Origin of the sequence: Pseudoxanthomonas jiangsuensis (assembly GCF_010093185.1) — a bacterium.
Taxonomy (GTDB): domain Bacteria; phylum Pseudomonadota; class Gammaproteobacteria; order Xanthomonadales; family Xanthomonadaceae; genus Pseudoxanthomonas; species Pseudoxanthomonas jiangsuensis.
Window position 1 is genome coordinate 170,471 of record NZ_PDWL01000004.1, and the last position, 11,721, is coordinate 182,191.

Annotated in this window: 9 protein-coding genes; 8 read left to right on the forward strand and 1 reads right to left on the reverse strand. The window is 73.6% G+C overall.

Annotation, left to right across the window (positions count from 1 at the left end; translation table 11 throughout):
* Nucleotides 1-4 precede the first annotated feature (4 nt).
* Nucleotides 5-2,119: a glycosyltransferase gene (locus CSC62_RS04335; RefSeq protein ID WP_162404941.1), complete on the reverse strand. Its 2,115-nt coding sequence runs from the start codon at nt 2,117-2,119 to the stop codon at nt 5-7.
* A 98-nt stretch (nt 2,120-2,217) separates the two neighbouring features.
* Here CSC62_RS04335 and mrcB point away from each other — a divergent pair, with 98 nt between their 5' ends.
* The 8 genes from mrcB to CSC62_RS04375 all read left to right on the forward strand — a co-directional run.
* Entirely contained in the window at nt 2,218-4,638 is a 2,421-nt protein-coding gene (gene mrcB, locus CSC62_RS04340; protein ID WP_162404942.1) for a penicillin-binding protein 1B, read from the forward strand.
* A gap of 8 nt (nt 4,639-4,646) precedes the next feature.
* Entirely contained in the window at nt 4,647-5,177 is a 531-nt protein-coding gene (locus tag CSC62_RS04345) for a hypothetical protein (RefSeq protein WP_162404943.1), read from the forward strand.
* A 64-nt stretch (nt 5,178-5,241) separates the two neighbouring features.
* Nucleotides 5,242-7,320 carry a DNA repair helicase YoaA gene (gene yoaA, locus CSC62_RS04350; protein WP_162404944.1) on the forward strand — a complete coding sequence of 693 codons (2,079 nt, stop codon included), beginning with the start codon at nt 5,242-5,244 and terminating at the stop codon, nt 7,318-7,320.
* A 591-nt stretch (nt 7,321-7,911) separates the two neighbouring features.
* Nucleotides 7,912-8,619, forward strand: coding sequence for a tRNA (adenosine(37)-N6)-threonylcarbamoyltransferase complex dimerization subunit type 1 TsaB (gene tsaB / locus CSC62_RS04355; RefSeq protein ID WP_162404945.1), 708 nt, complete (start codon nt 7,912-7,914; stop codon nt 8,617-8,619).
* 214 nt (nt 8,620-8,833) lie between these two features.
* Nucleotides 8,834-9,214 carry a diacylglycerol kinase gene (locus CSC62_RS04360; RefSeq protein ID WP_162404946.1) on the forward strand — a complete coding sequence of 127 codons (381 nt, stop codon included), beginning with the start codon at nt 8,834-8,836 and terminating at the stop codon, nt 9,212-9,214.
* A gap of 28 nt (nt 9,215-9,242) precedes the next feature.
* The gene (locus CSC62_RS04365) at nt 9,243-9,992 is read left to right on the forward strand and encodes a TerC family protein (protein ID WP_162404947.1); all 750 of its coding nucleotides are present in this window, start codon (nt 9,243-9,245) and stop codon (nt 9,990-9,992) included.
* A gap of 120 nt (nt 9,993-10,112) precedes the next feature.
* On the forward strand, nt 10,113-10,775 hold the full coding sequence (locus tag CSC62_RS04370) for a LemA family protein (protein WP_162404948.1): 663 nt from the start codon (nt 10,113-10,115) through the stop codon (nt 10,773-10,775).
* A gap of 15 nt (nt 10,776-10,790) precedes the next feature.
* Nucleotides 10,791-11,721, forward strand: a 931-nt coding sequence (locus tag CSC62_RS04375) for a TPM domain-containing protein (protein ID WP_162404949.1), incomplete at its 3' end; no start/stop codon positions are given.

Genomic DNA, 11,721 nt, shown 5'->3' on the forward strand with positions numbered 1-11,721 from the left:
GCTCCTACAAAGGATCGAAGAACACCCGCTGCACCACCGCGGCGGCGGCATCCAGGGAGAAGTGCCGGGCCACGTTCTCCAGCCCGGCCTGGGCCTGCCTTTGCCAGCGTCCGCGGTCGCGGTACAGGGCCACCACCGCCTCGGCGAACGCCGCCGGGTCGTCGGCCACCGCCACGTCCACGCCGTCGCGCAGGTGCATGCCTTCCACCGCGCAGGTCGTGGCCACCACCGGCTGGCCGTGGGCCATGCTCAGGTTGACCTTGCCCTTGACCCCGGCGCCGAAGCGCAAGGGCGCCACCGCCAGCCGCACCCGGTCCATGTACGGCGCCAGGTCCGGCACGTGGCCGTGGACCAGGATCCCGGGCTGCCGCGCCAGCGCGGCCACCTCCGCCGGCGGCTCGGCGCCGATGCAGTGGAAGCGCACCTCCGGCAAAGCCTGGCGGATGCGCGGAAACACCTCGCGCGCGAACCACAGCACCGCGTCCACGTTCGGCGGATGGCGGAAGCCGCCGACGAACACCAGGTCGGCGCGCGCGTCGAAGTCCGCGCCCGGCCCGGCGACCTCGTGCAGGTTGGACAGCAGCTCCACCCTCGCGTCCGGCGCGTCCCGGCGCAGCTGCGCCTGCTCCTCGGCGCTGACCACCAGGGTCAGGTCGGCCGCGGCCATCGCCGCCAGCTCGCGCCCGCGGGTGGCGTCGGCGGCGCGCAGTGCGGCCGCGTCGCCGGCCAGCTGCGCGCCGCGGCGCTCGCGCAGGTAGTGCAGGTCGATGGTGTCGAACACCAGCCGGGCCCGCGGCGCGTGCCGGCGCAGCAGGGGAATGAAGGCGTTGGCGAGATGGTGGCGGGTGAGCACGATCACGTCGAAGCGCGCCGCGTGTGCGCGCAGCCAGGCCGGCGCGGAGGCGGCGAACGGCGCGTACCAGGTCTCCACCCCCAGCTGCTGCAGGGCCGCGGTGGCCTCGCCGCCGTGGGCCAGGCCGGTGGGCAGGAAGGCGACGTGGGCGCCGCGCGCGCGCAGCATCCGCAGCAGGTTGAGCTGGCGCAAAGAGGCCGAGTCGCGGTCCGGGCGCGGCACCGCCTCGTCCAGCACCAGCACCCGGCGCTGGCCGGCGTGCAGCGAGGCCGGGTCCGGGACCGTGCCCGGCGGCGGGTGGCCGCGCAGCACTTCGGCCCACTTGGCGGCGAACACGCCGCGGTTGCGCACCTGGTAGGCCTTGATCCCCTGGCCGGTGTCGGTGCCGGCGGTGGTGCCCTCGTCGTGCAGCACCCGGCTGGCCGGCTGCACCCGCACCTTGCGGCCGGCGGCGCGCACGGCGAAGGCCAGGTCGGTGTCCTCGTAGTAGGCCGGGGCGTAGCGGGGGTCGAAGCCGCCGATGGATCCGAACAGCGCTCGCGGGATCGCCAGCGCCGCGCCGGAACCGTAGTCGGCCTCGCGCACGTAGCCGTAGCGCGGGTCGTCGGCGGCCTCGAAGCGGCCGTAGCTCCAGGCGCTGCCGTCGGCGAACACCACCCCGCCCGATTCCTGCAGCCGCCCGTCCGGATACAGCAGCTGGGCCACGGCCAGGCCGGTGTCCGGCTGCGCGTCGAAGGTGGCCAGCAGGGCGTCCAGCCAGCCCGGCTGCGGGAGGGTGTCGTTGTTGAGGAACACCAGGACCTCGCCGCGGGCCAGCGCGGCGCCGTCGTTGCAGGCGGCGATGAAGCCGCCGTTGGCGGCGCGGCGGTGGTAGCGCAGGCCTTCGACCTGCGGCATCCATTGCGCGGTGGCGTCGGCGCTGCCGTCGTCGACCACGATCACCTCGCAGGCCGCCGCCGGCGGATGCGCGGCCAGCGCGCGCAGGCAGGCCAGGGTGGCCTCGCAGTGGTTGTAGACCGGGATCACGACGCTGGCCCGCGGCGCCTCCGCGCGCGGCACCGCGAACGGGGCGAACGGCGCGGCCGGCGGCCGGTACAGCGGGATCCGCGGCGCCGGCGGCGGCGGTCGCAGCTGCAGCCAGGCGCGCCGCCAGGTCGCGCGCCAGCCGCGGCTGCGCAGGCTCGACAGGCCGCGGCGCAGCAGCCCGCGCAGGTGCGCCAGCCGGTAGTGCAGGCCGGCCAGCCAATTGCCCGCCTGCGATCGCATCCGGGTCCGGAACTCCGACTGAAGAGGGAAGCGGCGGCGTGGCGGCGCATGCGGAAGCCTGCGCTAGACTCGGCCGACTCCCGCATTCTCGCATCCCCGTGCCACGACGCCACGCGCCGGACGACATCGAAGACTTCGACGACGACCACGCCGCTCCGGCATGGCGCCGGCACCTGCTCACCGCGGTGCTGGCCGGCGCGGCGCTGGCCGTCGGCTTCCTCGTGCCGTACATGCTGTACCTGAACCATCAGGTCAGCGAGCGCTTCGGCGCCCTGCAGTGGCAGATCCCGACCCGGGTGTACGCCCGCCCTTTGCAGCTGCAGCCGGGGCTGGCGCTGGATACGCGCACCCTGCGCACCGAGCTGGACGCGGCCGGCTACCAGGAGGACGACAGCGGCGAACGCCAGGGGAGCTACCGCGCGGACGACGCCCGCTTCGTCATCTCCAGCCGCGGCTACACCGACATCGACGGCCCGGTGCCGGCGCGGCGGATCGAGGTGACCCTGTCCGGCGGTCGGGTCGCCGGCCTGCGCGACGCCGCCGACCGCAAGGCGGTCAAGTCGGCGCGCCTGGACCCGGCGCGGATCGCCACCCTCTACGGCCAGCGCCAGGAGGAGCGGCGGCTGGTGCGGGTGGAGGAGGTGCCCGAACTGCTGGTCACCGGCCTGCAGGCGGTGGAGGACCGCGACTTCGCCGACCACCACGGCATCGACGTGCCGGGCATGGCCCGCGCCCTGCTGGTCAACCTGCGCTCGGGCGAGAAGAAGCAGGGCGCCTCCACCCTGACCCAGCAGCTGGCCCGCAGCGGCCTGCTCGGGATCGGCAAGGAGCAGACCTGGACCCGCAAGTTCAACGAGATCCTGTACGCGATCATCCTCGAGGCGCGCTACGACAAGCGCACGATCCTGGAGACCTACCTCAACCAGGTCTACCTGGGCCAGCGCGGCGGCCAGGCGATCCACGGCGTGGCCTCCGGCGCCGAGTTCTGGTTCGGCCGCGACCTGGACGAGCTGACCACCGAGCAGACCGCCCTGCTGATCGGCCTGGTCAAGGGCCCGTCCTACTACGATCCGCGCAAGCACCCGCAGCGCGCGCTGGAGCGGCGCAACATCGCCCTGTCGATGCTGCACGCCACCGGCCTGATCGACGACGCCGAGCTGGATCGCGCGCGCAAGGCGCCGCTGGGGGTCACGAAGAACGCCGGTGTGGCCGCGGCCAACCGCTTCCCCGCCTACATCGACCTGGTCCGCCGCCAGCTGGCCACGGACTACCCGGAAAGCGCCCTGCAGGGCGCCGGCCTGAGCGTGCTCACCGGCATGTCGCCTTCGGCCCAGGCCTACGCCGAGGGCGCGGTGGCGCGCACCCTGGAAGCGCTGCAGACCGGCAAGCGGCCGCCGCTGGAGGCGGCGGTGGTGGTTACCGACACCCATGCCGGCGACGTGCTGGCGGTGGTCGGCGGCCGCGACTTCGACACTCACGGCTTCAACCGCGCGGTCGAGGCCAGGCGTCCGGTCGGCTCGCTGCTCAAGCCCTACGTCTACCTGCTGGCGCTGGCCCAGCCGCAGCGCTGGTCGCTGGCCAGCTTCGTCGAGGACGCGCCGGTCACCGTGCAGCTCTCGCGCGGCCGCAAGTGGCAGCCGGACAACGCCGACAACCGCAGCCACGGCACCGTGCGCCTGGTCGATGCGCTGGCCCATTCCTACAACCAGGCCACGGTGCGGATCGGCATGCAGGTCGGGCCGGAACGGCTGGCGCAGCTGGCCAAGGTCCTGGCCGGGATCGAGGCCGAGCCCAATCCCGCGCTGATCCTGGGCGCCACCGACCAGAGCCCGTACGCGATGGCGCAGCTGTACCAGTTCCTGGCGTCGGGCGGGGAGATCCAGCCGCTGCGCGCGGTGCGCGGCGTGCTCGACCCGCAGGGCCGCCTGCTCAAGCGCTACGACACCGCGCCGGCGCCGGCCCAGGAGGGCGACTCGATCGCCGCCAACCTGGTCACCGTGGCCCTGCAGGAGACCGTCACCGGCGGCACCGCGCGCGCGCTGCTGCGCGATGGCCTGGGCCGGCTGTCGCCGGCCGGCAAGACCGGCACCAGCAACGACGGCCGCGACAGCTGGTACGCCGGCTACACCGGCGACCACCTGGCGGTGGTGTGGATGGGCAACGACGAAAACAAGCAGACCGGCCTGTACGGCGCCACCGGCGCGATGCGGATCTGGTCCGGCCTGTTCGCGCGCCTGCCCAGCTCGCCGCTGCGGGTGGCCGACAAGGGCCTGGACTGGCAGTGGGTCGAGGGCCAGGGCTCCTACGCCACCGACGCCGACTGCCCGGGCGCGCGCCGCTTCGCCTTCGTCGCCGGCGCGGCGCCGGCCTACGCGCCCTGCGCGCCGGCCTGGCCCGACGGCGCGCCGGCCGAAGATGGCGAGCAGGCGCAGGGCGAGGGCTTCTGGCAACGCCTGTTCGGCCGCCGCCCCGCCGCAACTGAACAACCCGCCCAGGCTCCCGCGCCGCCTGCGCCATAATGTCCGGCATGAAGCCCCTGATCCGATCCTGCGCGCCGCTCGCCGCGCTGTGCCTGCTCGTCTCCCTGCTGTCCGCCTGCGGCCCGGTCGTGGTCCCGCCGCCGCCCGCGCCGGGGATCAGTCCGCAGCAGAGGCTGGCCGCGGTCCACGCCGCCGCCGGCGCCGAGGACACCGAGTTGAACGTACAGCCCCTGCGCGATCCGCAGGTCGAGGACCTGCGCGAGCAGGCCGCGCGCGCGTTGGCCGCCGGCGACGCCGAGGCCGCCGGCGAGGCCTTGAACCAGGCCCTGCTGGTGGTCCCTGACGATCCGGCCGTGCTCCAGGAGCGCGCCGAGGTAGCCCTGCTGCAGGCCCAGTACGAGCGCGCCGAGACCCTGGCCCGCCGCGCCTACGACGTCGGCTCGAAGGTCGGCCCGCTGTGCCGCCGGCACTGGGCCACGATCGAACAGTCGCGGCTGGCCCGCGACCAGGCCGAGAACGCGGCCTCGGCCCAGGCCCAGCTGCGCACCTGCACCGTGCCGGGCGTGACCCGGTACTGAGCGGCCGCGGGCGCGGCCTCGCGCCGCGCCCGTCCGTTCGCGTCCCGCTCCGTCCGCCGCCGCCATGTCCGTGCTCGCCAACGCCAGCGTCGAGGCCCTCAGCGAAGGCGGGGCGCTGGCCGCGCGCCTGGAAGGCTTCGTCGCCCGCCCGGCGCAGCAGCGCCTGACCGCGGCGGTGGCCGAGGCCTTCGACCGGCGCGAGGCCCTGCTGGCCGAGGCCGGCACCGGCACCGGCAAGACCTACGCCTACCTGGTGCCGGCCCTGCTGTCGGGGCTGAAGACGATTGTCTCCACCGGCACCCGCGCCCTCCAGGACCAGCTCTACCACCGCGACCTGCCGCGGGTGCGCGAGGCCCTGGGTACCGGCCTGCGCAGCGCCCTGCTCAAGGGCCGCGCCAACTACCTGTGCCATTACCGGCTCAACCAGGCGAAAGGAAGCGACTTGACGCTTCCGGGGACACGGGGCGACGCCCGCTTCGCCAGTCCCGAGCAGGCCAGCCAGTTCCAGCGCATCGTCGCCTGGGCCGGGCGCACCCGCGCCGGCGACATGGCCGAGCTGGAAGGTCTGGCCGACGATTCGCCGCTGTTGCCGCTGGTCACCTCCACGGTCGACAACTGCCTGGGCAGCGAGTGCCCGTTCTACGAGGAGTGCTTCGTGGTCCAGGCGCGCCAGCGCGCGCAGGCCGCCGACCTGGTGGTGGTCAACCACCACCTGCTGCTGGCCGACCTGGCGCTCAAGCAGGAAGGCTTCGGCGAGATCCTGCCCGGCGCGCAGGCGTTCGTGATCGACGAGGCGCACCAGCTGCCGGAGCTGGCCGCCAGCTTCTTCGGCGAAGGCTTCCGCATGCGCCAGATCCAGGAGCTGGGCCGCGACTGCCTGGCCGAGTGCAAGCAGACCACAGGCGCGCTGGCGGTGCTGCAGGCCCCGGCGCGGGCGCTGGAGCAGAGCCTGCGCGAACTGCGCGCGGCGATGGAGGCGTTGCCGCCGCGCGGCACCCGCTACCGTGCCCTGACCCTGCCGGCGGTGAGCGACGGCTTCGACGTGCTGGCCGACGCGCTGGGCGTGCTGGAAGAGGCGATGGCGCCGCTGGCGGAGACCTCGCCGGGCTTCGCCGCCTGCGTCGCCCGCGCCCGCGACCTGGGCGAGCGGCTGGGCCGCTGGCGCGACGGCGACGCGGCCTCCGACGCCTTCGCCGGCGAAGAGGAGGCACGCGACGCGGACGGCCAGGCCTCGCTGCTGGCGGCGGTGGCCGGCGAGGGCGGCGATCCGGCCGATGCGCAGGCGCTGGCCAAGGCCGCCGCGCGCGGCGGCGAGGTCTACTGGTACGAGCTCAGCGCGCGCGGCTTCCGCTGCCAGCGCACGCCGCTGGACGTGTCGGCGCCCTTGCGCCAGCAGCGCGAGCAGTCGCGCGCGGCCTGGGTGTTCACCTCGGCCACCCTGGCGGTGGGCGGCGGCTTCCAGCACGTGGGCCGCAAGCTGGGGCTGTTCGATCCGGAGACGCTGCTGGAGCCGAGCCCGTTCGACTGGCCGCGGCAGGCCCTGTGCTACCTGCCGCGCAACCTGCCGGAGCCGAACCAGCGCGATTTCGGCGCCGCGATGCTGGCGGCGGTGCGGCCGGTGCTGGAGGCTTCCGGCGGGCGCGCGTTCCTGCTGTTTGCCTCCTTGCGCGCGCTGCGCGAGGCGGCGGCGGCGCTGGAGGGGGCGCCGTGGCCGCTGTTCGTGCAGGGCACCGCGCCCAAGGGCGAGCTGCTGCAGCGCTTCCGCGCCTCGGGCAACGGCGTTTTGCTGGGCTCGGCCAGTTTCCGCGAGGGGGTGGACGTGGCCGGCGATGCGCTGAGCGTGGTGGTGATCGACAAGCTGCCGTTCGCGGCGCCGGACGACCCGGTGTTCGAGGCGCGGCTGGAGGCGGTGCGGCGGCGCGGCGGCAATCCGTTCCGCGACGAGCAGCTGCCGCAGGCGGTGATCGCGCTGAAGCAGGGCGTGGGGCGGCTGATCCGCACCGAATCGGACCGCGGGGTGCTGGTGCTGTGCGATCCGCGGATCACGGGCAAGCCGTACGGGCGGGTGTTCATGCAGTCCCTGCCGCAGTTCGCGGTGACCCGGCGGATCGAGGACGTGCAGCTGTTCTTCGCGCGGGGGTAGGTGCGGGATTGCCGGCGGCTGCCATGTGCCCGCTCGGATGGTTCCGCGCGGGCATGATCGAACGGCGGCAACGGCAACGGCAGGAGCATCGGGTTGCGCCGGCTTCGGAGGGGGTCCGCCGTCACATGGGGGATGGACCACCCCTCGGGACGACATCCTGTCTTTACTCGGGGCCGTGGCACATCCATGTGCCACTTGGTCCATCCCCCATGCGACGGCGGACGCTCGTGCGTCGGGATCGGGACTTCTTCCCTCCGTCGTCCCGGCGTTCGCCGGGAACGACGGGGTTGGGCAAGGCAAGCCGAAGCCTGAAGAGCAGAAGCACTAGAAGCGGTGAACTCGATGCCCGCAGAGGCCGCCGTGCCTTGGGTCTGCGGTGCAAGTGGCACAGGGACGTGCCACGGCCGTGAGTTGCGGGCAGGACGCCCGCCCGAGCGGTGCACCGCAGACCCAAGGCACGGCGGCCCAGACCGAAGTCAGCGCTTTTGCTTCACCGGCCTTCGCAGGAACCGATGGCTCGTCTCGCACCTGTCGGCCAGGCATCGCCCATCGTTTACCCTTTGCCTCCGCCATCGCCGCCGTCCGTATCCCATGAAGCTGCTCGCCTTCGAAACCTCCACCGAGGCCTGTTCGGTCGCGCTGTACCTGGACGGGGAGGTGCGCGAGCGCTACGAGGTGGCGCCGCGGCGGCATGCCGAACTCGCCCTGCCGTTCGCCGATGCCCTGCTGGCCGAGGCCGGGGTGGCGCGGGCACAGCTGGATGCGATCGCGGTGGGCCGCGGTCCGGGCGCCTTCACCGGCGTGCGCCTGGCGATCGCCCTGGCCCAGGGCGTGGCGCTAGCGCTGGGCCGGCCGGTGGTGCCGGTCTCGACCCTGGCGGTGCTGGCAGCCGGGGCGCCGGGCGAGGGCGCGGCGCGTATCCTGGCGGCGATCGACGCGCGCATGGGCGAGGTCTACGTGGGCGCGTTCGGCCGCGAAGGCGCGGACGTGCTGGTGCCGCTGGCGCCGGAGCGGGTGCTGCCGCCGGAGGCGTTCGAGCTGGCGGAGGACGGTGAAGCCTGGCAGGGCGTGGGCACAGGCTTCGCCGCCGGCGATGGCGTGCTGGCCCGGCGGCTGGAGGGGCGCCTGCAGGCGGTCGATGCCGCCGCCCTGCCGCGCGCGGCCGACCTGGCGCGGCTGGCCGCGGCGGCCTTCGCCCGCGGCGAGGCGGTGGCGCCCGAGCGCGCCGAGCCGGCCTACCTGCGCGACAACGTCGCCCTGACCCTGGTCGAGCAGCAGGCGCTGCGCGCGGCGAAATAGCGCCGGCCATGGATCGCGCCGGCGCCGAGCCGGTCGGTCCAGGCACGGCCGGAGCCCCCGGGCGCCGGCTTCCATACGGGTCCGCCGGGCCGATGTGGCAAAATCGCCGCCCACGCCGCCGCCCGACGTCCCATGCCGCTTCCGCCTGTTCCGTCCACGACGCTCCGCGCCGCCGCCCCTGGCCGCGCGCCGGCCGCCGCCGCGGACGCCTGAGATGGCCGACGAGACCGGCCACCTGCCGCGCGGCCCCGGCCGGATCCTCAAGGCCACCCGCTGGTCCCTGCAGGGCCTGGCCGCGGCCTGGCTGCACGAGTCCTCCTTCCGCCTGGAGGTCTACCTGTTCGTGGTCCTGGCGCCGCTGGCCCTGTGGCTGGGCGCGGACGGGATCGAGCGCGCCCTGCTGGTGGCGCCGATGCTGCTGGTGATGGCCGCCGAGCTGCTGAACTCGGCGGTGGAGGCGGTGATCGAGCGCTACGGCGCCGAGTACCACGAGCTGGCCGGCCGGGCCAAGGACATGGGCTCGGCGGCGGTGTTCGTGCTGATGCTCAACGTGCTGCTGTGCTGGGGCCTGGTCCTCGGCCCGCGGCTGATCTGAAGAAGAATCCGAAGAAGCAGGAAACCCCATGAACCTTGAATTCCTGGCCGACCCCAACGTCTGGCTGACCCTGGTGACCCTGAGCGCGCTGGAGATCGTGCTGGGTATCGACAACCTGGTGTTCATCTCGATCGCCGTCGGCCGGCTGCCGCAGGAGCAGCGCGCGTTCGCCCGCCGCTTCGGCATCGCGGTGGCCTGCATCACCCGGATCGGCCTGCTGGTGTCGCTGGCGTTCCTGGCGCGGATGCAGAACGACCTGTTCTCGGTGGCCGGGATGGGCATCTCCATCCGCGACCTGATCCTGATCCTGGGCGGCGCCTTCCTGCTGGTGAAGGGCGCGATGGAGATCCGCGAGCTGATCACCGGCGGCGAGGACGAGGATCCGCGCACCACCAAGAGCTCGCAGGTGTTCTGGATGGTGATCGCGCAGATCGCGGTGATCGACATCGTGTTCTCGCTGGACTCGGTGATCACCGCGGTGGGCATCGCCGAGCACATCCCGGTGATGATCTTCGCGATCCTGCTGGCGGTGGCGATCATGCTGCTGGCGGCCAACCCGCTGGGCCGCTTCATCGACGCCAACCCGACCATCAAGATGCTGGCGCTGGCCTTCATCCTGCTGATCGGCGTGGTCCTGATCCTGGACGGCGTGGAGGTGCACGTGCCCAAGCCGTACATCTACTTCGCCATGGCCTTCTCGGTGCTGGTGGAGACGCTCAACCTGTTCATGCGCCGCAACGCCGCGCGCAAGCACGTGCCGGGCGCCGGCGAGTTCTGAGCCGCGGCGCCCGGCCTCCGTGCCGGGCTCCGCAGGGACGGCCCGGCATCGCTTGCGCGGTGTCCGGGCCGGTGCTGGAATGGCCCGCCGGCCTCGCGCCGCAGAACCAGGAGCCGTGCCATGCAAGCGATCCTCCGCAGGTGGTTGGCCGTGGCGGCCGCGCTGGCCTTCGCCGCCGCGCTGTCGGGTTGCGGCTACAACGCGATCCAGCAGAAGGACGAGGCGGTCAAGGCCGGCTGGTCGGAAGTGCTCAACCAGTACCAGCGCCGCGCCGACCTGGTGCCGAACCTGGTGGCCACGGTCAAGGGCTACGCCGCCCACGAGAGCCAGGTGCTGACCGAGGTGACCGAGGCCCGCGCCCGGGTCGGCCAGCTCCAGGTCAACGCCGACGACCCCGCCTCTTTGCAGCAGTTCCAGGCCGCCCAGGGCCAGCTGTCCTCGGCCCTGGGCCGGCTGCTGGTGGTCAGCGAGAACTACCCGACGCTGAAGGCCGACCAGTCCTTCCGCGACCTGCAGGCGCAGCTGGAAGGCACCGAGAACCGGATCACCGTGGCCCGCGGCCGCTACATCGCCACGGTCCAGGACTACAACACCTACGTGCGCTCGTTCCCGCAGGTGATCACCGCCAAGGTCTTCGGCTACGGGCAGAAGCCGAACTTCAGCGTCGAGAACGAGGCCCAGATCCAGCGTGCGCCGGCGGTCGATTTCGGCACCCCGGCGCCGGCCGCGCCGCAACCGCAGAGCCCGCCGCAGGCGCCGCCCGCACCCGCGCCGGGCGGCTGAGCGCGGCGCCCGGCGATGACGCACCGACGGCTGTGGCGCCTGGGCGCGCTGGCCTGGCTTTTGCTGGCCTGCGCGCCGGCGTGGGCGCAGCCGGCCGCCGCCGCGGCGATCCCGGCCCTGGACGCGCCGGTGGTCGACACCACCGGCACCCTCGACGCGGCCACCGTGCAACGGCTGGACGCGCAGGCGCGCGCCCTGCAGCAAAGCAAGGGCAGCCAGCTGCAGGTACTGATGGTCCCGACCACCCGACCCGACACGATCGAGCAGTACGCGGTGCGCGTGTTCGAGCAGTGGAAGCTGGGCCGCAAGGGCGTGGACGACGGTGTGCTGCTGCTGGTGGCCAAGGACGACCGCGCGGTGCGGATCGAGACCGGCTACGGCCTGGAAGGCGCGATTCCCGACGCGGTCGCCAACCGGGTGATCCAGGAGTACCTGGTGCCGGAGTTCCGCGAGGGCGACTTCGGCGGCGGGATCGAGGCGGCCACCGCGGTGCTGGTCAAGGTCATCGACGGCGAGCCGCTGCCGGCTCCGGTCAGCCGCAATGCGGCGTCCGAGCCCACGCGCCAGGACCGGTGGCTCCTGGGGCTGTTCTTCGCCTTCCTGGCGGCCCAGTTCGCGCGCCTGTTCTTCGGCTGGCTGCCGCGGGGGCTGCGCGGGCCGCTGGCGGCCGGGCTTGCCGGGGGCGTGGGCTGGCTGGTCTCGGCCTCGCTGCTGGCCGGCCTGCTGGGCGGAGTGATCGGTCTGCTGGTCGGCCTGGCCAGGACCGGGGGCGGCCGCTACGTGCGCCCGGGACGTCACGGCGGCTGGGGTGGTGGGGGTTTCGGCGGGGGGGGGTGGGGGGGCTGGCTCTTTTTCACCTTTCCGTGCCCACGAGGCGGGCCCCTAAATCCTATGCCCGCTTTCGCCTGGAAAAAAAATAGCACACGTGGTTACCATAGCAGTAGCA

Bases quoted from the DNA above. Each gene is read 5' to 3' on its own strand.
- yoaA (WP_162404944.1), top strand. From the start codon at position 5,242: ATGTCCGTGCTCGCCAACGCCAGCGTCGAGGCCCTCAGCGAAGGCGGG.
- CSC62_RS04365 (WP_162404947.1), top strand. From the start codon at position 9,243: ATGAACCTTGAATTCCTGGCCGACCCCAACGTCTGGCTGACCCTGGTG.
- tsaB (WP_162404945.1), top strand. From the start codon at position 7,912: ATGAAGCTGCTCGCCTTCGAAACCTCCACCGAGGCCTGTTCGGTCGCG.
- CSC62_RS04345 (WP_162404943.1), top strand. From the start codon at position 4,647: ATGAAGCCCCTGATCCGATCCTGCGCGCCGCTCGCCGCGCTGTGCCTG.
- CSC62_RS04335 (WP_162404941.1), bottom strand. From the start codon at position 2,119: ATGCGATCGCAGGCGGGCAATTGGCTGGCCGGCCTGCACTACCGGCTG.
- CSC62_RS04360 (WP_162404946.1), top strand. From the start codon at position 8,834: ATGGCCGACGAGACCGGCCACCTGCCGCGCGGCCCCGGCCGGATCCTC.
- CSC62_RS04370 (WP_162404948.1), top strand. From the start codon at position 10,113: ATGCAAGCGATCCTCCGCAGGTGGTTGGCCGTGGCGGCCGCGCTGGCC.